Below are 20,423 nucleotides of genomic sequence, written 5' to 3'. Positions count from 1 at the left end.
AAAACAGGCGAGCCGTAGCCCGCCAGGGATATTATTTAAGCCAGGCTCCGGCCATTAATGATGTTGCATTAGCGGTGAACTGTTTAAAGACGCCGCGACGGTTTGAATAATCAGGTTTCTTCCAGCTTGCTCGACGCTCTTCAAGACAGCGGCGTATTTCCTCTTCTGTTTTAGGCATCCCGTCGATCCCTACAATATTGAGCTTGCGGCCTTTCACATCCATTTCGATTAAATCACCATCTTCCACCAGGGCAATCGGCCCCCCATCAGCGGCTTCTGGCGAGACGTGTCCGACACATGGCCCGCTGGTCGCTCCAGAGAAACGACCGTCGGTAATCAATGCGACTTTTCCGTCGAGGCGTTTGTCATACACTATGGCATCGGTAGTCATCAGCATTTCCGGTGCGCCAGAGCCTTTTGCGCCTTCGTAGCGAATGAAAATGACGTCGCCGGGTTCGATATGGTTATGGATGATGGCCTGCTGAGCGTCTTCTTCGGAGTTAAAGACCCGAGCAGGACCGGTATGGTGGTGCATATCCGGCGCACAGGCCGCGTATTTAATGACCGCTCCTTCAGGCGCGATGTTGCCTTTCAGTACCGCAATCGACCCTTTTTTGGTGGCATTTTCTGGTTTACGGATCACCTCCTCCGGACTGACTTTGTAATTGTTGAGGTAACCGTGGTTGCGGGTAAAGAAGCCGGATTGATGGAGCATTTCCAGGTTGTCGCCGAGCGTACGGCCAGTCACGGTAAGCACATCAAGATCCAGATAATCGCGCAGATACCATTGCACCATTGGCACGCCGCCAGCGAACCACATCATTTCGGTAACGTATTCACCGCTGGGCTGAATATTGGTCAGATAAGGGATTTCGTTATTGATCCGATCAAACAGTTCGGGCTTCAGCTCCCATCCAAGTTCATGAGCGATGGCCGGAAGGTGGATCATCGCATTGGTGCTGCCACCAATAGCAGCATGGACTTTGATAGCATTTTCAAACGCCGCAGGAGTCAGGATCTTATGGGTGGTGATATTTTTCTCCGCCAGATACAGCGCCTGGTGGCCTGCAGTTCTGGCAACGCGGCGAATTTCCGCCAGGGTCGATGGCAGCAAAGCGCTGCCTGGCAGGGCCAGCCCCAAGGCCTCCGACATGCACTGCATGGTACTGGCCGTTCCCATAAACTGGCAGGCTCCGGCGGTGGGGCAACCGCATTGCTGCATGGCTTCCACTTGCTGAATGCCGATTTCGCCTTTCCTCAACTTAGCAGTGATCCCACCGAGGTCAGAAGTACTCATATTCGGTGCCGGACGCATAGAACCGCCGGGAATATGCAGTAGCGGCAGGTTCAGGCGTGCGGCGGCAATCAGATGCGCCGGGATAGATTTATCGCAGCTTGAGATCAGAATACCGGCATCATAAGGCACCACTGAGGCATGAATTTCGACCATGTTGGCAATGGCTTCGCGAGATGCCAGGATGTAGTTCATCCCATCGTGGCCCTGACCCCAGCCGTCGCAGATATCCGTCACATGGTGACGGACCGCGCGACCGCCGCTTTCATGAACACCCAGCACGGCTTCATCGCCCAGTTGGTTAAGATGGAAACTGCCCGGATGACTTTCACCATAGCAATCATCCACCAGGACCTGCAGTTTATTGACATCTTCTTTGCTGTAATTCATTCCAAGACGCAGGGCGTCGAGCTGCGACCACAGGTCGCGAGCATGTTGACATTTTTGGCTCATTTGGCGATTCCTTCCTGTTTAAGTGACGCACCCGGCGTCGAGGTGTTAGGGGTGTTGCTGCTACCTGCAGGACGAGCGGTAACAGAAGGTAAGCTGAAAAGCAGTCCAACGGCGATAAGCAGGGCGGCAACCAGTACGGTCATTCCTGCTGTTTGCGAGAACGTCACCGTTAACAGCCCGACGAGGTACGGACCGATAAAGCCGCCGATGTTGCCCAGGGCGTTGATCGTGCCGCGCACGCCGCCCAGAACGTTGGGGGCGAAGAGTAATGGCGGCAGCGTCCAGAATGGACCGGCATAGGCTTGCAGGAAGAACCCGCAAATAACCATCATGCCGTAGGCGAGCCAGACGTTATCTTTCAGTAATAAGGAGAGGGCGAGGCAGACCGCGAAACCCAGCAGAGGAATAGCCGTGTAAAGGCGGCGATTCATCGTTTTATCACACCATTTGGCGATGTAATACTGACCGATGATGCACAGAACGTAAGGCGCCGCAGTGAGTACCCCAACGATGGTCATGCCGCTGCCGGTCAGGTGTTTAATCAGATTTGGCATCCATAGCGCGAAGCCATAGAAGCCGACCTGTACGAAGAAATAGATACCGACAAGCTTCCACAGGTTGATGCTTTTTAATACGCCGCGAATGCTGCTTTGTTCTCCGCCAATACTCAACGCGCGATCGGCCAGCAATTTTTGTTCGATCCAGGCGCGCTCTTTCGGATCCAGCCACTTTGCCTGATGCGGGTGATCGGAAACCAAAGGTAGCCAGACAAAGAGCAGTCCCAGAGAGAGCAAGCCTTCGATGATAAACATCTCCCGCCAGCCGTAGGTTTCAATAAGCCAGCCGGAAAGCGGCCCGGTAATAATAGAAGCGACGGCCAGGTTCATCTGGAAATAGGCGATAGCCCTGGCGCGCTCCTCATTTGGGAACCAGTGGCCAATCAGCGCCAGAATGGCGGGATACACAGCACCTTCCGCCACGCCGAGCACAAAGCGAATAATCAACAACTGCGTCGGTGTCTGAACAAAACCGGTCAGCAGGGCAAAGCCACCCCAGGCGACGATTGTCCAGGCAATTAACTTTTTGGCGCTTAGCCGCTCGGCTATCTGACCGCCGGGAATTTGCAGGAAGATATAACCAATAAAGAAGATCCCGGCTACCAGACCGGCAAAAGAAGCCGTCATGCCTAAATCTTCATCCATGCCGCCTGCGATCCCAATGGCGATATTGGTCCTGTCCATATAGGCCACGATATAAACGAGGATCGTGGCTGGAATAATATGCAGCCAGCGCCCTCGTGTGGTCGGTTTCTCTATTTCAATGCTCATCATTGCATCCCTTTAGTATCAAAAATGTGTTCTGTATATGGAACTTCTGTTCTGTATATTGACACTATGCCGACGTATTCATACAGCGTCAATTCCATACTCTAAGGAAGGTTATATTTTGTGATTTGCTTCAAAAATGAACGGAGATAAGGTGAGAAAGAGCGGATAACCCAATGGAAACTGCTCATCGGTCTAATACATCGCCAAAATTGTGCGCTGCCTCACAGGATAAGATTATGCTCTCACCTGGTCATTGTGCGTTCAGAGTAAACAGCATTAAATTCTTTATGTGGAATTTGTGTTCTGTATATTGAACTTTAATGCTTTTTAAGGAGAAACAATGGTTACTACCGCGATCTTTCCGTCACGATATGTTCAGGGTAAAGGAGCGTTGACAACGCATCTCCCGCAGGAATTGGCCGCACTCGGTCATAAGGCGCTGATTTTGCAGGATCCTGTTGTTCACAACACCTACCGGGATACAGTTGCAACAGCACTGCACGGGGTGATTGAATTTGATATCGAAGTGTTCAGTAGCGAGTGCTGTGATGAGGAAATTGCTCGCATCTCCGCACGCGCGCAGGAAATTGGCGCCGATGTGATTGTTGGTATGGGGGGCGGGAAAACCCTGGATACGGCAAAAGCAACCGGCGCCAGCCTGCGGCTGCCTATTGCCGTGGTTCCTACTCTGGCCTCAACGGATGCGCCGTGCAGTTCACTGGTTGTTATCTATACGCCAGAAGGGAAATTCAAACGCTACCTGATGATTCCACGTAACCCGACGCTTGTGCTGGTGGACAGCAGTATTATTGCTGCCGCGCCGGTACGCTTTTTGGTTTCCGGGATAGGCGATGCGCTGGCAACCTGGTTTGAAGCGGAAGATTGCCGCATCAAAGGGGCCGGCAATATGACCACCAGGCCAGGACCGATGACCGCATTTGAGCTGGCGCGCTTTTGCTACACCACCTTAATGCGCTATGGACGCCTGGCGAAACTTGCCTGTGAACAACATCAGGTTACTCCGGCGCTCGAACATGTTATCGAAGCGAATACGCTATTATCCGGGCTTGGTTTTGAAAGCGGTGGGCTGGCGGCGGCGCACGCCATTCATAACGGTCTGACAGTACTGCCCGCCACGCACAAATACTGGCATGGGGAAAAGGTTGCGTTTGGCACGCTGGCAATGCTTATGCTCACCGATAGAGCGCCTGAGCTTATCGAGGAGGTTTATCAATTTTGTGAAGATATAGGCTTGCCCACCACGCTGGCGGATATTGGTCTGGCTGGCGTTAGCGATGATGAACTGCTGGCCGTTGCCAGGGCGTCTTGTCAAACTGGGGAAACGATACACAACGAGCCGTTTACCATTACGCCGGAGGCTGTGCAGGCGGCATTGCGGGCCGCCGATGCTGTTGGGCAGGCGCGGAAAAAGATCGATCTTGCAGGTTAATGTGAGCCTGTAAATAAAAAACGGCAGCCGGAACTTTCAACTTCTGTCTGCCGCTATCGTGAATGTTTTAACGTCGCGATTTCAGAAAAATGCATGGGTGGGCTCAGGACTACCGGGTTTATACTTCCGTTATCGCAGGGATTAGCGGATAGAAAAATGAAAAATGCTAATTGGCTTTTTTTGTCAATCATAATGGCGTTTATCGGCGTGCCGCTGCTGGTGAACATTATTACGATTATCGTGGGGGGAATGTGGGCGTACATTAGCGTTCTTGAAAATAGTATCCCCGTCGCGCGATCTATTGAGGAGGCGACCATTATCCCGGTAGCGCTTCTGGGCGCAGGGTTAATTTTTCTTTGTGGCCGGATATGGGGAAAGGGAAATGCATCAGAGGTAAATCCAGAATGGCGTGATTGCTGCCTGCTTATGCCCGCTCTGGTGGTGCTGATGGGGTGGGTCATCCTGATGTTTCTCACCGATCTTAATATTCGCGCGATAGGGTGTAAGCCCATCGCCCAGGTGGTGCAAACGCTTTGGTTAGTACCCCGCGTAATATCCTTTTTCAACGGCTGGGTATGGGCAGTGTTGCTCATCCCGGTTGGCTCGCAGCTCTGTTTTGCATTAGGGTATGGCGGTGCGCGTTGGGGAGTGCTACGCGGCGGTGCGGGCTACACTTGTCGTAACCTGCTGGTGATTTGCCTGCTGTTTTTCGGGAGCTGTGCCGTATACCAGTCACATCTTTATGCCGTGAAGTATCCCGCTCCCGAGAGCAGTGAATATCTTTATTTCCGCGATTATCAGGCGCACACATGGGGCAACAAGCTAACCGGGCTGCGCGATGAACCGACACTTTTGCTCACTCAAAATTGGCCGCGGCTCGATGGCGCAACGGCTGGCTTGCCGTTATACGCCTCGGCTTTTTATGCGCTTACGCGCTTTCCGGATGATATCTGCCCTGAAGACTACCTTGAAAACCAGGGAACCATTGAAGCCTATCAAAATATCCTTAACGGTAATGCCGATCTTATTTTTGTCGCCCAGCCTTCCACTGCTCAAAAGCAATTGGCCGAGGCCAGTGGCGTAAAACTGGTTTACACCCCCTTTGCACGTGAAGCGTTTGTGTTTATCGTCAACCAAAACAATCCCGTGTCATCGTTGAGTGATGTACAAATTCGCGGCATTTTTAGCGGAAGAATCACCCACTGGAATGAGGTGGGCGGAGAGGCAATCGACATTAAGCCCTGGCAGCGACCGGAAAACTCTGGCAGCCAAACGGCGATGCTGGCGAAGGTAATGAAAGAAACGAAGCTGATGCCAGCGCAAACAACATCAGTGGCAACCGCGATGGGGGATATGGTGGATATCGTGGCTGAGTATCGCAATACGCACAACGCCATTGGCTATACCTTTCGTTATTACGCTACGCAGATGCACAGCAATAAAGAGATTAAATTACTGGCGATAAACGATGTTGCGCCGACGGTTGAAAATATTCGTAACGGCAGTTACCCGTACACGGTTGATGTTTATATGGTCACCCGTGAACACCCCACAGCGGAAACACAAAAGCTGGTGGACTGGTTTCTAAGCCCGCAGGGACAACAGTTGGTGCAGGATGTGGGATATGTGCCGCTGTATCCGGCCGCGAAATAAAGGGACTAAATGGAAGAGGTTAAATTATATGTGGAACGGGTTGGCATAGACCCGGCCAGCGGCGCTGATATTCGTATTGCACGGCGTGAATCCACTTCGTGGCATAAAGATATTGTTGCTGAGCTGATTAATCAGGTCCTCCGGTGTGGTGCAGCATTAATCATCATCGCTGTGCTGACCGCCTGCGATGATCGCCAGGTAAGCTATTTTCCTGATTATGCCGCCATACCCGAGCAATCCGGTATCTGGACCTGGCTGCCTGTGTTCTTTCCATCGTCCGCCAGTGAAATAGAGATGACGTTTAACCTGGACAGCAATCTTTTTTATGCTGACTTTAGCGTGGCCGACGGTGATAAACGCGCGCATTTTGAAAGCGTGCTGGGGGAGGAGAGTGTGGTTCATTATGCCAACTTTTCTCATAAAAGCTGGTGTAAAACGGGGAAAACTCTCTGGAATAGCGAAGCGCGGGCAAAACCCTTCTTTATTACCCAAATAAGTGTCGATCGCTACCGTATCACTAATCATATGCCCGGCTGTACAAAACCCGGCGAGTGAATGCGGTATGTGGCGAAAAGGGCGGTATAAACCGCCCCGGATTTTATTACGACGCCATTGAAAGTTGGTGTTTCTCAACATACGCCGCCAGCCACTGGGTGATGCGGGACTGCTGTTCGGCGGTCAGCCACATGCCTTCTTTGGTGCGACGCCAGATAGCGTCTTCAGTACGGCGCACCCATTCGTGATCCACCAGGTACTTGAGTTCCGCCTCGTAAAACTCATGACCGAAATCTTCGCCTAAATCAAGCAGCGACGTGGCTTCGCCGAGAATCCACTCCGTGTTGCTGCCGTAAGTGCGCGAATAGTGGCGCGCCAGCGATTCCGTCAGGAACGGATAACGACGACGCAGCTTCGCCGCGTAATCTTCGCGGCTGCCGTCGATGTCGCCGCCGGGCAGTACGCACGTTTTGGTCCATGCCGGCCCGATGCCTGGATAATAAGACGCCAGTTTTTCCATCGCGTGTTCAGCCAGCTTACGGTAGGTCGTGAGCTTACCGCCAAACACGGAAAGCAGCGGCGCTTTGCCGTTTTCATCATGAATATCAAGGGTATAATCGCGAGTGATCGCCTGCGGTGAGTCGGACTCATCATCGCACAGCGGACGGACGCCGGAGTACGTCCAGACGATGTCATCGCGCCCCAGTTGTTTCTGGAAGTGCGCGTTATAAACCTTCAACAGGTAATTAATTTCGCTCTCTTCAATTTTTACCGCTTTCGGATCGCCTTTATATTCGACATCGGTCGTGCCAATGATCGAAAACTCTTCCATCCACGGAATGACAAAGACGATACGCTTATCTTCGTTTTGCAGAATATACGCCTGCTTCTGATTATGGACGCGCGGCACGACGATATGGCTGCCTTTGATCAGGCGGATGCCATATGGCGACGGCAGGTGCATCCCTTCGTCGAAGAACTGTTTGACCCACGGTCCGGTGGCGTTAACCAGTCCGCGCGCCTGCCAGACATATTTTTTACCGGTGTCGATATCTTCCGCTTCGACAATCCACAGGCCATTTTCCCGACGAGCGGCGGTTGCGCGAGTACGGGTAAGGACTTCGCCGCCTTTACGCACCACCATCTGTGCGTTAGCCAGCACCAGACGCGCATCGTCTACCCAGCAGTCGGAATATTCGAATCCGCGCACGATTTCCGGTTTGAGCACCGAATCTGCGCCAAACCGCACACCGGTGGAACCGGGTAAACTGGTACGTTTGCCGAGGTGATCGTACATAAACAGACCGATACGGATCATCCAGGCCGGACGTAAATGCGGGCGGTGCGGCAGACGAAAACGCATCGGGAAGGCGATGTGCGGCGCCATTTTCAACAGCACTTCACGTTCTGCCAGCGCTTCGCTGACCAGACGGAACTCGTAGTGCTCAAGGTAGCGTAAGCCGCCGTGGATAAGTTTCGAACTGGCGGAAGAGGTTGCGCAGGCCAAATCCTGCGCTTCCAGCATGAGTACGGACAAACCGCGCCCGGCGGCATCAGCCGCGATGCCTGCACCGTTAATGCCCCCGCCTATCACGATCAGATCTTTGGTTTCCATGCTGCCCTCTTGCACTTTCGTTAAAGTTCAAAAATGTTCGTTATCGAACATAATAGCAAAGAAACGCGCTATTGGTAACATCGAAAAAACATTTTAGAGTGATATGTATAACATTATGGCGCTAAGCTACTCCGTCAACGTACACTGGGCGATAAAATGCCTTAATTGGCTTCACCGGCAATAATGAAAGAGCGATTCATGGAACAATTTGAATGTATCACTGTAGAAGAGGCGTATCAGAAACTGCACCAGGGCGCGGCGGTGCTGGTCGATATTCGCGATCCGCAAAGTTATGCCATGGGTCATGCGCCGCAGGCGTTTCACTTGACTAACGATACGCTGGGCGCGTTTATGCGTGAGCATGGTTTCGATACCGCCGTGATGGTAATGTGCTATCACGGCAACAGTAGTAAAGGCGCCGCGCAGTATCTGCTCCAGCAAGGCTATGATGCGGTTTACAGCATTGACGGCGGGTTTGAGGCCTGGCATCGCCGTTTCCCTGCCGATGTCGCGAATGGCGCGTAATCCCATAAAGATGCAGCCTCCGACGAGAAGGGTATATATACTGTCTTCTTTTGTATGGACTAAGCGACAGCAATAATGTTGATGATTACTTCCTTTGCGAATCCTCGCGTGGCGCAGGCATTTGTTGATTACATGGCCACCCAGGGCGTCATTCTTACTATTCAGCAACATAATCAAAGCGATATCTGGTTGGCAGATGAATCGCAGGCCGAACGTGTGCGGGGCGAGCTGGCGCGGTTTATAGAAAATCCCGGCGATCCGCGTTATCTGGCGGCTAGCTGGCAGTCCGGGCAGACTAACAGCGGGCTACGCTATCGCCGTTTTCCCTTTCTCGCCACGCTGCGTGAACGAGCCGGCCCTGTTACCTGGATCGTGATGCTCGCCTGCGTGCTGGTCTATATCGCGATGAGTCTCATCGGCGATCAGACGGTGATGGTGTGGCTGGCGTGGCCGTTCGATCCGGTTTTAAAATTTGAAGTCTGGCGCTACTTCACCCATATCTTTATGCACTTCTCACTGATGCATATTCTTTTTAACCTGCTGTGGTGGTGGTATCTCGGCGGGGCGGTAGAGAAGCGCCTGGGCAGCGGTAAATTAATCGTCATTACGGTGATAAGCGCGCTGCTAAGCGGCTATGTACAGCAGAAATTTAGCGGCCCGTGGTTTGGCGGACTGTCTGGCGTCGTCTATGCGCTGATGGGTTACGTGTGGCTGCGTGGAGAGCGCGATCCGCAAAGCGGAATTTACCTCCAGCGCGGCTTAATTATTTTTGCATTATTGTGGATAGTCGCTGGTTGGTTTGACTGGTTTGGCATGTCTATGGCGAACGGCGCGCACATCGCCGGGCTTATCGTCGGTTTAGCGATGGCCTTTGTTGATACGCTGAATGCGCGAAAACGAACGTGAGGCGTATCCGGCCTGTGGTCGAGATATTTTTCCAGGCCGGGTAGGGCGAATGCCGCTATCCGGCGCAAGGTTGGTTACTTTCAGAGATTATTCATGAAACAAACACAACGGCATGACGCGATCATTGAACTGGTAAAAAAACAGGGGTACGTCAGTACGGAAGAGCTGGTGGAGCATTTTTCTGTCAGCCCGCAAACCATTCGTCGGGATCTTAACGATCTGGCGGAACAGAATATGATTTTGCGCCACCACGGCGGCGCGGCGTTGCCCTCCAGCTCGGTGAACACGCCGTGGCACGATCGTAAGGCGACGCAAACGGAAGAAAAAGAGCGCATCGCTCGCAAAGTCGCGGCCCAGATCCCCAATGGTTCAACGCTGTTTATTGATATCGGCACGACGCCGGAAGCCGTAGCGCACGCCCTGTTAGGGCACAGTAATTTGCGGATCGTGACCAACAATTTGAACGTAGCGAACACGCTAATGGCGAAAGAGGATTTTCGTATTATCCTCGCCGGCGGTGAACTCCGTAGCCGCGACGGCGGCATTATTGGCGAAGCGACGCAGGACTTTATCGCCCAGTTCCGTCTCGATTTCGGCATTCTCGGTATTAGCGGTATTGATAGCGACGGCTCGTTGCTGGAATTTGACTACCATGAGGTACGCACCAAGCGCGCGATTATCGAAAATTCGCGCCACGTGATGCTGGTGGTGGATCACTCTAAATTTGGCCGTAACGCGATGGTAAACATGGGCAGCATTAGTATGGTCGATGCGGTCTACACCGATACCCTGCCGCCGCCGGGCGTGATGCAGGTGTTGACGGAGAACCATATTCAACTGGAGCTGTGTTAATTCTGTAAAACGTCCCACGTCAGCCCAAAACGCGCCAGGTACTTACGCAGCCGGTCAGCGTCATTCACCGTGGCTTTCCCCTGACGGGAAACGTTGAATAGCTGCCGCCCGGCGTCGGAAAGGGTTTTCGCCTGGCGGCAGACCGCAACGACGTTTTCCAGTTGCATACGGTCAAACAGATCCAGCGCCGTTGCGTCAATGCCCGGCAGTCCGTCGAGCGCGGAGGGGCGATGGTCATTCCAGCTATAGCGCAAACGCGCGATTTCATCGTCTACCGTTTCGACCGTGATTCGCCCGTTGTCCGCCAGCGTCGCCATGCGGGTGACGCTGGCGGAGAGTTCGCGGAAGTTACCGCGCCAGGCGGCCTGCGGCGAGGTGGCGAAGCTCAGCCAGGCGCGGCGCGCTTCGGTATTAAAACGCACGCTGTCGCCGGTTAGCGCCGCGTGGCGTTCCAGTTCGTAGTCAAGGTTTGGCTCAATATCTTCCTGGCGCTGACGCAGGCCCGGTAGTTCGAAGGTCCAGAGATTAATACGCGCGTACAGGTCTTCGCGGAATGTCCCCTCCGCCACCCGCTGGCGCAGGTCGCGCACCGTGCCGGCAATCAACTGGAAATCGCTGCTGACCTGCTGGTCGCTGCCGAAAGGGTAAAAGCGTTTTTCTTCAATGGCTTTCAGCAACATGGCCTGTTCATCCGCGCCCAGTTCTCCCACTTCGTCAAGAAACAACATGCCGCCGTCGGCGCTGCGCAGCAGCCCTGCACGCTCCTCTCTCGCGCCGGTAAACGCCCCCTTAACGTGGCCGAACAGCGCCGACATCGCCGTGTCGCCGCGCAGGGTGGCGCAGTTCACTTCGACAAACGGGCCGCTGAACTGGTGGCGGGCCAGTTTTAGTTCATAGATGCGACGGGCGAGAAACGACTTGCCCGCGCCGGTCGGGCCATTGAGCAGGATTGGCGAACGGGAGCGTATCGCGACGCGCTCAATTTGCTCAATCATCCGGTTGAAACACGGGTTGCGGGTTGCAATGCCGGACTTCAGGAAGTTGAGCGTCTCCTCCCGCTCCTGGGCGAAGCGGGTGGCGATATCATTGTAGCGGCTGAGGTCGAGGTCAATAATCGTCACGTCGCCCGTGCTATGCGGTTTATCTTTTTTGCGCGGCGGCGAGGTCTGCGCTAATCGCGCCGGAAGATAGCGCGCCTCCGCCAGCAGGAACCAGCAGATCTGCGCGACGTGGGTGCCGGTGGTGATGTGAATCAGATAGTCTTCATCTTCGGGATGAAAGGTATGGCTGCGGGCGAAATCGTGCAGGCAGGCGTAAACCTCTTCGAAGTCCCACGGGTTGCGGATCGCGATTTCTACGCCGACGACTTCCGTTTCCGGCGAGACGCTGGCGATATCCTTCTTTAATCCTTCAAACAGCGAGCGAGAGCGGGCATCGTACAGCAGTTCCAGGCGGTGAACGACCAGCGTCTCCTGCTGGCACAGACACAAAGTAGGGCGCCATTTTTCCCAACGTTGACTGCCGCGTCCTGCATAGTCGAGTACCGTACCGACAAAACCAAAGGCCACCGTTTTTCGCATCTTAGATTTCCTTCTAAAAGACGAGATAATTTTATCGCTTTTTAATGACTACCGTGCAGGCATTTTTCTTTCACTTGAACGCTAAAGAAATAAATCAATTAAAAATCAATAGATTAAAAAATAATTTATTTTCTGGCACGCTGGTTGCAATAACCATGGCATGGAGAATAACGGAAATGGGAAAAACAAATGGCTAATCCACTTTTGTTCCGTTCGCTGTTAAGGGACGCGCCGCTGGCCAACGCCAGCAATCAGCAAGGCGCAGCGGCCTTTGCCTTCACCCCGCGCCATAAACTGGCGCAAATGGTGATGACCGGCTGCATGAACGAGACTTTTTATGCCAGCGGCCAGGCGCAGCTAAATGATGTTCTGGCGACGGCGAAAGATCTCGACGATCTGTTTTTAGCGCAACTGGCGATTTATGGCCGCGAACGCGGGATGATGAAGGATATGCCCGCGCTGTTGACCGCCATTCTGGCGGCGCGTGGTTCGGCGCTGCTGCCGGTAGTATTTACGCGGGTGATCAACAATGGCCGGATGCTGCGTAACTTTGTGCAAATGTTGCGCAGCGGCGTGACCGGGCGGCGCTCGCTGGGGACGCGGCCAAAGAAGCTGGTGCAGCGTTGGTTGCAGAACGCCAGCGAAGAGCGCTTATTGCAGGCATCGGTGGGCAATGCGCCGTCGCTGGCGGATATCGTCAAAATGGTGCACCCACGGCCGCAGGCGGCGTGGCAGGAAGCCTTCTTCGCCTGGCTGATTGGTAAGCCGTGCGATAAGGCGCAGCTGCCGGAAAAAACGCGCGCGCTGCTGGCGTTTCGTGAAGGCGACATGGGCGCGGCCTTACCCGATGTGTCGTTTTTACTACTGACCAACGCGCCGCTGAGTCGCGAACAGTGGGCGCAACTGGCGCAGCGGATGAGTTGGCAAACGTTACGGATGAATTTGAATACGCTGGCGCGTCATGACGTGTTTGAGAATGCAACGCTTGCCGCCAGCGTGGCGCAGCGGCTGGCGGACAGGGCGCAGGTGCGCCAGTCCTGGGTTTATCCTTATCAGTTGCTGTCGGCGTGGAGCAATCTGCAAAGCGGCGTGCCGCAGGTTATTCGCGAGGCTTTAGCGCAGGCGATGGAGTACGCGCTGGAGAACATTCCGCCGTTTCGCGGCAATGTGGTGGTCTGCCCGGACGTGTCGGGGTCGATGAAGTCGTCGATAACCGGCTATCGCAAGGGGGAGACCAGTAAGATCCGCTGCGTGGACGTTGCCGGGCTGATCGCCGCCGCCGTGCTGCGTAATCATCCGCAGGCCCGCGTGCTGCCGTTTGAATGCGATGTGGTCGACGTGCGGCTTGATGCGCGCCAGTCGGTCATGCACAACGCGCAAAAGCTGGCGGCGGTTGGCGGCGGCGGCACCAACTGCTCCGCGCCGCTGCGTAGGTTGTTGAACGAGCGGGCGCGGGTGGATCTGGTGATTATGGTGTCGGATAACGAATCGTGGGTTGATAAATCGCGCCATGGCTCAACGGCCACCATGGAATGCTGGATCGAACTGAAAAAGCGCAACCCGCAGGCGCGCCTGGTGTGTATCGATCTGCTGCCTTACGGCACCACCCAGGCGGCGGAACGAAGCGATATTTTGAACGTCGGCGGCTTCAGCGACGAGGTGTTTACGGTGATAGATAACTTTGTTAACGGTCACTATGGCAGCGCGCACTGGCTGGAAGAGATTGAAGCCGTGACGTTGTAAAGAGTATTCAGCGCAACCCGCAGGCGCGCCTGGTGTGTATCGATCTGCTGCCTTACGGCACCACCCAGGCGGCGGAACGAAGCGATATTTTGAACGTCGGCGGCTTCAGCGACGAGGTGTTTACGGTGATAGATAACTTTGTTAACGGTCACTATGGCAGCGCGCACTGGCTGGAAGAGATTGAAGCCGTGACGTTGTAAAGAGTATTCAGCGCGGCGCGAATGCTGGCCGGGATTACATCTTTCCCGATGCGTATCATCCCGGCTATGAATTTGTCGCGCAACGCTGAAGGCACAAATGCTGGTGGATCTACACCTTGTATGGCCAGACGCAGGTTCGAACCCTGCCGGGGCTTAGCCCTGTAGCTCAACGGTAGAGCGGGTGATTCACCTTAACTTGTCGTGCCACCCTATTTTGGCGAATGCCTGTGGATCTACATTTGTTGCGGGTTCGAGACCCGTCAGAGCCCGGCGCTGTAGCTCAATGGTAGAGCGGTGTATTCACATAAACTTGTCGCCACCCTAATGATTAAAACGAGAAAAAAATGATGAATTACGAATTAATGACCACCCAGAACGCACCGGTAAAAATGTGGACCAAAGGCGTACCGGTAGAAGACGATGCCCGTCAGCAGCTGATCAATACGGCGAAAATGCCGTTTATTTTCAAACATATTGCCGTTATGCCGGATGTGCATTTGGGGAAAGGATCGACCATCGGTAGCGTGATCCCGACGAAAGGGGCGATTATTCCGGCGGCGGTGGGCGTGGATATCGGTTGTGGAATGAACGCGCTGCGTACCAGCTTAACGGCGGCCGATCTGCCGGAAAATCTGGCGGATCTGCGTAGCGCCATAGAGGCCGCTGTGCCTCACGGGCGTACCACCGGACGCGGGCATCGCGATGTGGGCGCATGGGGAAACCCGCCCGCCAACGTTAATGAAAAATGGGCGCAACTGGAAGCGGGATATCAGTGGTTAACGCAAAAATATCCGCGCTTTTTGAATACCAATAACTATAAGCACCTGGGAACGTTGGGAACCGGTAACCACTTTATTGAGATCTGTCTGGATGAAACCGATCGGGTATGGATCATGCTGCACTCCGGTTCGCGCGGGATCGGTAACGCCATCGGCACCTATTTTATCGGCCTGGCGCAGCAAGAAATGCAGGAGCAGTTAGAAACGCTGCCGTCCCGCGATCTGGCGTATTTTAATGAAGGAAGCGAATATTTTGACGATTACCTGAAAGCGGTACACTGGGCACAACAATTCGCCAGCCTGAACCGCGAGGCGATGATGGAAAACGCGCTGGCGGCGCTCCAGCGCTGCGTGGAAAAACCGAGCGCCCTCGATATGGACGAGATCAACTGCCACCATAACTATGTGCAAAAAGAGCAGCACTTTGGCGAAGAGATCTATGTGACGCGTAAAGGGGCTGTTTCGGCGCGGCGCGGTGAGTTCGGTATCATTCCCGGTTCGATGGGGGCGAAAAGCTTTATCGTGCGCGGGCTGGGTAACGAAGAGTCGTTCTGTTCGTGCAGCCACGGCGCCGGACGTGTGATGAGCCGAACGAAAGCGAAGAAACTGTTTAGCGTTGACGATCAAATTCGTGCCACCGCGCATGTCGAATGCCGTAAAGATGCGGACGTGATCGACGAGATCCCAATGGCGTATAAAGATATTGATGCGGTGATGGCGGCGCAGTCCGACCTGGTTGAAATCATGTACGCCCTGCGGCAGGTGGTGTGCGTTAAAGGATAGAAAATGGCAAGGATCATCGCGCTGGATGGCGCACAGGGAGAGGGCGGCGGGCAGATTTTGCGCTCGGCGCTGAGTTTATCAATGATAACCGGCCAGCCGTTTGAAATGAGCGGCATCCGCGCCGGGCGCGCTAAACCGGGGCTGCTACGCCAGCATTTAACGGCGGTGCGAGCGGCAACGGAAATCTGCGGCGCGCAGGTGAACGGCGACGAGCTGGGCTCGCAACAGTTGCGTTTTACGCCGGGGCCGATTCGCGGCGGCGAGTACCGTTTTGCGATTGGCAGCGCGGGCAGTTGTATGCTGGTGCTGCAAACCGTCCTGCCCGCGCTGTGGTTTGCTGACGGTTCATCCCGCGTGGAGGTTCACGGCGGGACGCATAATCAGGCCGCGCCCAGCGCTGATTTTATCTGCCGCGTCTGGGAACCGCTGTTGGCGAGGATGGGCATCAGCCAGCGCACCACGCTGATAAAACACGGCTTTTATCCGGCAGGCGGCGGCGCGGCGGCAACGGTCGTCGAACCGGCAGCGTCTTTACGCGGTCTGACGCTGATATCGCGCGGCGAGACGCTGCGCACCACCGCTGAAGCTTTGCTGGCGGCGGTTCCTTACCACGTTGGCGAACGTGAAGTCGCAACGCTGGAAGCCCACTTCCCGCAGGCGGAGAAAAACGTCGTTGCGCTGGAAGGCGGCTGCGGGCCGGGCAACGCGCTGTCGCTGATGATTCAAAGCGAACAACTGACCGAACTGTTCGCCGCGTTCGGCGTAAAAGGCACCAGCGCGGAAGCGGTAGCTAACCAGGTTGCGCATGAAGCGCGGCGCTATCTCGCAAGCCCGGCGGCGGTGGGAGAGCATCTGGCCGACCAGCTGATTTTACCGCTGGCGCTGGCGGGCGAGGGCGCGTTTACCGTGGCACGGGCCTCCGCTCACTTGCTTACCAATATTGCGGTGGTGGAACGGTTTTTGCCGGTCAGATTTTCCTGTGAAGCAACCGAAAGTGGCTATCTTGTCCGGGTAAGCGACTAAGTCATCTTTACGAGCATTGCAAGGCAAACATCCGGGCCCGGTTTGTATGTGTGTCTCAGTTGAGCTACAATTTGAACTGTATAGAGACACAGTACAGGAGACTAATCGATGGCTGCAAATGCGCTTGTTCGTGCCCGTATCGACGAAACGCTGAAGGACCAGGCGGCAGATGTCCTGGCTGAAATGGGGTTAACCATTTCTGATTTGATACGGATTACACTGACTAAAGTTGCGCGTGAAAAGGCATTGCCTTTTGATTTGCGCATACCCAATGAGTTAACGTCCCGAACGATAGAAAATAGCGAAGCTGGCGTTGATATTCATAAAGCCAAAGATGCTGATGATTTGTTTGACCAGTTAGGGATCTGACTATGGGGCAAAGGGAAATTGAATATTCGGGACAGTTCCAGAAAGATGTAAAACGGGCACAAAAGCGTCATAAGGATGTCGGCAAACTTAAAACACTTATGACGCTTCTGATTCACCACCCTTTTCCCCTTCCTGCCATTTATAAAGATCACCCGTTACAAGGTTCATATAGCGGATACCGGGATGCCCATATTGAGCCTGACTGGATTCTTATTTATAAGATAACGGATGAATGCCTGCGATTTGAACGAACAGGAACGCATGCCGATTTATTTTAAAAGCGCCGTTTTTGCCCATATGTTAACCGGTGCTTTCAGGTTTTATGATTAAACAAATTTACACACCAGGACGTTGCCTGTTTTGCCTCAAACCCCGTACCCCATCATCTTCAGCAACTGCTGCGCGTGCTGTACCGCGTCCTGACGGTGCGCGACGCCGAGTTTCTGGTAGAGGTTGCGGATATGCGTCTTAATGGTGGTCGCGGCCACCGCCAGTTCGCCGGCAATCTGTTCGTTGCTGTAACCGGAATAGATAAGCCCTAACACCTGCCATTCACGCTGGGTGAGCGGGCTGGTGCGAATAAGCTCCGGGACATCCGGATGGTTAAGCAGGCGCTCGACGAAGCCTTCGTCAAAATGGGCGAATTTATGTCGGTGATGTTGGTTAATCTCTCGCAGGATGCGCTGCGCGCGATGCTGCTCCATCTCCGGCAGCGTATTGAGCTGGATAAGCTGACGCAATTGTTGCGCCATGGCTTCGCCTTCAATCACAAAATGGCTGATAAATCCGGTGCGGTTGGCGAGCTGTAAGGCATCAAGCAATACGCGCTGGGCGTCGTTTTTCCGCCCGGATTGCCAGTAAAGCTGATTGAGTAACAGCAGATTGCAGTTTAAATCGCTCATTAAGCGCAGGCTACGGGCATTCTCATTTAACTCTTCCAGCACGATTTCCGCAGGCTCGAATTCGCCCAGCAGGATCTGCGCGCGGGCGATATTCCGCCATTGCCCTTGCAGAAAATGGTTATTGGCAAACGCCGGTTTGGGCGTATGACGTAACCAGTTGGCGGCGGATTTTTTGTCGCCGGTTAACTGCCAGTAAATGACACGCACCTTATCGGCGTTAGAGATCCAGTCGCAGTGATAACGGCCATTGCCTAATAAATTTTCCAGTCGGTTAAGCTGACTACGGGCATTATCCAGATCGCCGCGCGCCAGCGAGCACTGCACCAGTAACGTCAGGCACTGCAACTGTTGTTGCGGCTGGAAGGTGGACAGCACAGCGATACCGCTGCGCGCCGAGGCCTCCGCTTCGTCAAGGCGCGCCCACGCCCACAGCAATTGCGCGCGGATACGTACCAGAAACTCATGCATCGGCAGTTGTTCCAGATGTTGCTCTTTGATCAACTGGAAGGCTCTCTCCTGCGTTTCCCATGCGGCCTGCAGGAATCCCTGGGCGAACTGAATTTCGCTTTGTTGAATTAAGCTCCACAGCGCGTAATGCCAGACGTCATGATGACGCGCCATTTGTTCGGTTTGCTGCATCAGCGATAAAGACTGGCTGAGATCGCCTTTACAGTGCAGCACTTCACCGTGAACGGAGGTCGCGACAATACGGCTATAAAACCAGGCGAGAGGAAGCTCATCCAGCGCCAGTTTCGCCAGCCGCTCAGCCTCTTCCGGATTGCCGTCGTTGATGGCGACCTGGGCGCGCAGCGCGTTAAATTCAGCATGCAGTGTGCCGTCCATGACCCCTTTGATCTCTTGCTCGGCGCGCGCCAGCAGCGTATTCACTTCGCTGTAGCGGTGTTGGCTTTGCATCAGCCAGGCCTGTAACAACACCAGCCGCGGATTTTCCAGCAGGCTTTCCCACGGCAGCGCTTTTAATGACTCTTCCAGCAGCGCCAGTTCACTGTGATTAAACAGCCCCCACGCATGGTTAAGCAGGATATCGCGCAGCATTTGCGCGTCACCCGCCGCCAGCGCATGATGTATAGCTTCGCTGGGAAAACCTTGTTCCATCCAGCTTTCCGCGGCCGCACGGTGGATCTCCGGCAGTTCCGCCGCCAGTTCCCACTGGCAACGCTGGCGCAGAAAGCTACCAAACAACGGGTGATAGCTGAACCATTCGCCCGTGTCGTCCATGCGTTGCAGGAATAACCCCTGGCGCTCAATCTCCTCCAGCCGCATCTGGCCGTTTTCTTCGCCGGTCACGCGCACAATCAACGCGTCATTCATTGAGCGTAAGATCGCGCTTTTAAGTAAAAAATGTCGGGTGCTGACATCCACGTTATCCAGTACTTCGTCCACCAGATAATCAGAAAGGTGGCTGGCATTAATCCCGGCAAGACGGCGGGCGGAGTGATGCGCAGAGGTATGGTTCTGGCGCGCGGAGAGGGCGATCAACTGTAGCGCAGTGGCCCAACCTGCCACATCGTCGCACATGCGGCTGCTCTCAGCGGCTTCAATGGGCGACGAAAGACGACGGTCAAAAAATTGCTTTGCTTCCTGATGGTTAAAAGCCAACTGCTGGCTGCCGATTTCCAACAGCTGATCGCGCACGCGCAGGTTAGCGATGCCCAGTTGCGGCAAATTACGCGATAATACCACCAGGGTGAAATTTTCCGGCTGATGCCGTAAGAAAAAGCGCATCGCGTCGTGAATCACCGGATTGGTAATCAAATGGTAGTCGTCAATCACCAGATAAAGCGGGCGATGCCACTGCGCCAGTTCAATAAAGAGCTGTGCGAAGAGAGACGTCAGGCTGGCGTACTGACGTTTTTGCGCCATCGCTTCGCTGGTCGAGCAGTGTCCGCCAGTGGCCTGTTGGATAGCGGCAATTAAGTAACTGGCGAATCGCTCTTGCTGGTTATCGCCTTCGTCGAGAGAGTACCAGCCTAATTCATTTTTGCCCGCCGCCCACTGTGAGACAAGCGTGGTTTTCCCATAGCCAGCAGGACTGGTTACCAGGGCGAGCCTGAAATTGTTCGCGCCGGAAAGTTTAGCCAACAGCCGCTCACGAACCACGGTATGGTCGAGACGAACCGGACGACTTAATTTAGACGGAATCAACATAGCAATCACTTCACTGTGGGAAATGGGGGGAACTGCGATTTTTTTTGCGCTTCGTAATTAATAGATATAAGGTCGGCCAGAAAGCATTTTAATGCAAGCTAAGCAGACTTTTTATGTGTCTGAATTTGCACTCTGTCACAATTCTAAATAACGGTATTAAAAAAGTATTCGGCGCGGTTGAAACGAGCGTCAGAGCTGGGCTGAGGTCATATTTCCGTTATTGTAAATAATGTCCTGGACATCATCCGGATTTAACACAATGGCGATACCAGGCGTTTAATTAATTATGTTAAGTTAGTGAACC

15 protein-coding genes, 2 pseudogenes and 21 other annotated features are annotated in these 20,423 nt (G+C 54.1%); of the genes and pseudogenes, 12 read left to right on the top strand and 5 right to left on the bottom strand.

Annotated features, from left to right (window positions below):
* Positions 1 to 31: 31 nt before the first annotated feature.
* Positions 32 to 1,764 (bottom strand): putative dihydroxyacid dehydratase gene (locus STM3531; RefSeq protein NP_462432.1). Within the gene, positions 32 to 1,747 belong to an annotated coding region; the region does not span the whole gene.
* Positions 1,744 to 3,078, bottom strand: a pseudogene (locus tag STM3530) (pseudogene; frameshift; putative permease). The gene STM3531 and the pseudogene STM3530 overlap by 21 nt, the downstream one beginning before the upstream one ends.
* Positions 1,759 to 1,764: a ribosome-binding site (putative RBS for STM3531; RegulonDB:STMS1H003523), on the bottom strand. It overlaps the preceding pseudogene by 6 nt.
* Positions 3,079 to 3,408: 330 nt before the next feature.
* Positions 3,409 to 3,414, top strand: a ribosome-binding site (putative RBS for STM3529; RegulonDB:STMS1H003521).
* Here STM3530 and STM3529 point away from each other — a divergent pair.
* The 3 genes from STM3529 to STM3527 all read left to right on the top strand — a co-directional run bounded on the left by STM3529 (position 3,409) and on the right by STM3527 (position 6,733).
* Positions 3,409 to 4,525 (top strand): putative glycerol dehydrogenase gene (locus tag STM3529; protein ID NP_462431.1). Within the gene, positions 3,416 to 4,525 belong to an annotated coding region; the region does not span the whole gene. It overlaps the preceding feature by 6 nt.
* A gap of 88 nt (positions 4,526 to 4,613) precedes the next feature.
* Positions 4,614 to 4,619, top strand: a ribosome-binding site (putative RBS for STM3528; RegulonDB:STMS1H003520).
* Positions 4,614 to 6,178, top strand: a protein-coding gene (locus tag STM3528; RefSeq protein ID NP_462430.1) for a putative periplasmic phosphate-binding protein. Within the gene, positions 4,619 to 6,178 belong to an annotated coding region; the region does not span the whole gene. It overlaps the preceding feature by 6 nt.
* Positions 6,178 to 6,183, top strand: a ribosome-binding site (putative RBS for STM3527; RegulonDB:STMS1H003519). It overlaps the preceding gene by 1 nt.
* Positions 6,178 to 6,733, top strand: a protein-coding gene (locus STM3527) for a putative inner membrane protein (RefSeq protein NP_462429.1). Within the gene, positions 6,188 to 6,733 belong to an annotated coding region; the region does not span the whole gene. Its footprint overlaps the feature before it by 6 nt. Before STM3528 ends, STM3527 begins: the two co-directional genes overlap by 1 nt.
* A gap of 46 nt (positions 6,734 to 6,779) precedes the next feature.
* On the opposite strand, the gene glpD is transcribed toward STM3527, so the two are convergent.
* Positions 6,780 to 8,369 (bottom strand): sn-glycerol-3-phosphate dehydrogenase gene (glpD, locus tag STM3526; RefSeq protein NP_462428.1). Within the gene, positions 6,780 to 8,288 belong to an annotated coding region; the region does not span the whole gene.
* Positions 8,292 to 8,297: a ribosome-binding site (putative RBS for glpD; RegulonDB:STMS1H003518), on the bottom strand. (Overlaps the previous gene by 6 nt.)
* Positions 8,309 to 8,329 (bottom strand) — a protein binding site (putative binding site for GlpR, RegulonDB: STMS1H000216).
* Positions 8,319 to 8,339: a protein binding site (putative binding site for GlpR, RegulonDB: STMS1H000206), on the bottom strand. Its footprint overlaps the feature before it by 11 nt.
* Positions 8,337 to 8,345, bottom strand: a -10 signal (putative -10_signal for glpD; RegulonDB:STMLTH004601). Its footprint overlaps the feature before it by 3 nt.
* Positions 8,361 to 8,369, bottom strand: a -35 signal (putative -35_signal for glpD; RegulonDB:STMLTH004601).
* Positions 8,370 to 8,382: 13 nt before the next feature.
* Positions 8,383 to 8,403, bottom strand: a protein binding site (putative binding site for CRP, RegulonDB: STMS1H000119).
* 83 nt (positions 8,404 to 8,486) lie between these two features.
* Here glpD and glpE point away from each other — a divergent pair.
* The 3 genes from glpE to glpR all read left to right on the top strand — a co-directional run bounded on the left by glpE (position 8,487) and on the right by glpR (position 10,571).
* A complete protein-coding gene (gene glpE, locus STM3525) occupies positions 8,487 to 8,813 on the top strand; it encodes a thiosulfate/cyanide sulfurtransferase (protein ID NP_462427.1) in 327 nt (108 codons plus the stop codon).
* A 75-nt stretch (positions 8,814 to 8,888) separates the two neighbouring features.
* Positions 8,889 to 9,719, top strand: coding sequence for a protein of glp regulon (gene glpG, locus STM3524; protein NP_462426.1), 831 nt, complete (start codon positions 8,889 to 8,891; stop codon positions 9,717 to 9,719).
* 81 nt (positions 9,720 to 9,800) lie between these two features.
* Positions 9,801 to 9,806: a ribosome-binding site (putative RBS for glpR; RegulonDB:STMS1H003517), on the top strand.
* Positions 9,801 to 10,571 (top strand): transcriptional repressor of the glp operon gene (glpR, locus tag STM3523; protein NP_462425.1). Within the gene, positions 9,813 to 10,571 belong to an annotated coding region; the region does not span the whole gene. It overlaps the preceding feature by 6 nt.
* Here glpR and rtcR read toward each other — a convergent pair.
* Positions 10,568 to 12,164, bottom strand: a protein-coding gene (gene rtcR, locus STM3522; protein ID NP_462424.1) for a sigma N (sigma 54)-dependent regulator of rtcBA expression. Within the gene, positions 10,568 to 12,151 belong to an annotated coding region; the region does not span the whole gene. The genes glpR and rtcR overlap by 4 nt on opposite strands.
* Positions 12,159 to 12,164: a ribosome-binding site (putative RBS for rtcR; RegulonDB:STMS1H003516), on the bottom strand. Its footprint overlaps the gene before it by 6 nt.
* A 171-nt stretch (positions 12,165 to 12,335) precedes the next feature.
* Positions 12,336 to 12,341 (top strand) — a ribosome-binding site (putative RBS for STM3521; RegulonDB:STMS1H003515).
* Here rtcR and STM3521 point away from each other — a divergent pair.
* The 6 genes and pseudogenes from STM3521 (at position 12,336) to STM3516 (ending at position 17,326) form a co-directional block, all read left to right on the top strand.
* Positions 12,336 to 13,894 (top strand): putative ribonucleoprotein related-protein gene (locus STM3521; protein NP_462423.1). Within the gene, positions 12,341 to 13,894 belong to an annotated coding region; the region does not span the whole gene. Its footprint overlaps the feature before it by 6 nt.
* 355 nt (positions 13,895 to 14,249) lie before the next feature.
* Positions 14,250 to 14,363: pseudogene (locus STM3520) on the top strand (pseudogene; tRNA).
* A 66-nt stretch (positions 14,364 to 14,429) separates the two neighbouring features.
* Positions 14,430 to 14,435: a ribosome-binding site (putative RBS for rtcB; RegulonDB:STMS1H003513), on the top strand.
* The gene (gene rtcB / locus STM3519) for a putative cytoplasmic protein (RefSeq protein NP_462422.1) occupies positions 14,430 to 15,656 on the top strand. Within the gene, positions 14,439 to 15,656 belong to an annotated coding region; the region does not span the whole gene. (Overlaps the previous feature by 6 nt.)
* Positions 15,649 to 15,654, top strand: a ribosome-binding site (putative RBS for rtcA; RegulonDB:STMS1H003512). Its footprint overlaps the gene before it by 6 nt.
* The gene (rtcA, locus tag STM3518; protein NP_462421.1) for an RNA 3'-terminal phosphate cyclase (with b3419) occupies positions 15,649 to 16,679 on the top strand. Within the gene, positions 15,660 to 16,679 belong to an annotated coding region; the region does not span the whole gene. Before rtcB ends, rtcA begins: the two co-directional genes overlap by 8 nt.
* Positions 16,680 to 16,773: 94 nt before the next feature.
* Positions 16,774 to 16,779, top strand: a ribosome-binding site (putative RBS for STM3517; RegulonDB:STMS1H003511).
* Positions 16,774 to 17,048, top strand: a protein-coding gene (locus tag STM3517) for a putative DNA-damage-inducibile protein (protein NP_462420.1). Within the gene, positions 16,788 to 17,048 belong to an annotated coding region; the region does not span the whole gene. Its footprint overlaps the feature before it by 6 nt.
* Positions 17,038 to 17,043 (top strand) — a ribosome-binding site (putative RBS for STM3516; RegulonDB:STMS1H003510). Its footprint overlaps the gene before it by 6 nt.
* Positions 17,038 to 17,326, top strand: a protein-coding gene (locus STM3516; RefSeq protein ID NP_462419.1) for a putative cytoplasmic protein. Within the gene, positions 17,051 to 17,326 belong to an annotated coding region; the region does not span the whole gene. Before STM3517 ends, STM3516 begins: the two co-directional genes overlap by 11 nt.
* A gap of 87 nt (positions 17,327 to 17,413) precedes the next feature.
* Here STM3516 and malT read toward each other — a convergent pair.
* Positions 17,414 to 20,283 (bottom strand): transcriptional activator of the mal genes gene (gene malT / locus STM3515; protein ID NP_462418.1). Within the gene, positions 17,414 to 20,119 belong to an annotated coding region; the region does not span the whole gene.
* Positions 20,128 to 20,133: a ribosome-binding site (putative RBS for malT; RegulonDB:STMS1H003509), on the bottom strand. Its footprint overlaps the gene before it by 6 nt.
* Positions 20,239 to 20,259 (bottom strand) — a protein binding site (putative binding site for CRP, RegulonDB: STMS1H000096).
* Positions 20,248 to 20,256: a -10 signal (putative -10_signal for malT; RegulonDB:STMLTH004600), on the bottom strand. Its footprint overlaps the feature before it by 9 nt.
* Positions 20,275 to 20,283 (bottom strand) — a -35 signal (putative -35_signal for malT; RegulonDB:STMLTH004600).
* Positions 20,284 to 20,423: the final 140 nt, after the last annotated feature.

Source organism: Salmonella enterica subsp. enterica serovar Typhimurium str. LT2 (assembly GCF_000006945.2).
Taxonomy (GTDB): Bacteria; Pseudomonadota; Gammaproteobacteria; order Enterobacterales; family Enterobacteriaceae; genus Salmonella; species Salmonella enterica.
Note: the sequence above shows the minus strand (reverse complement) of the source record. Positions and strands in the feature narration are given on the sequence as shown.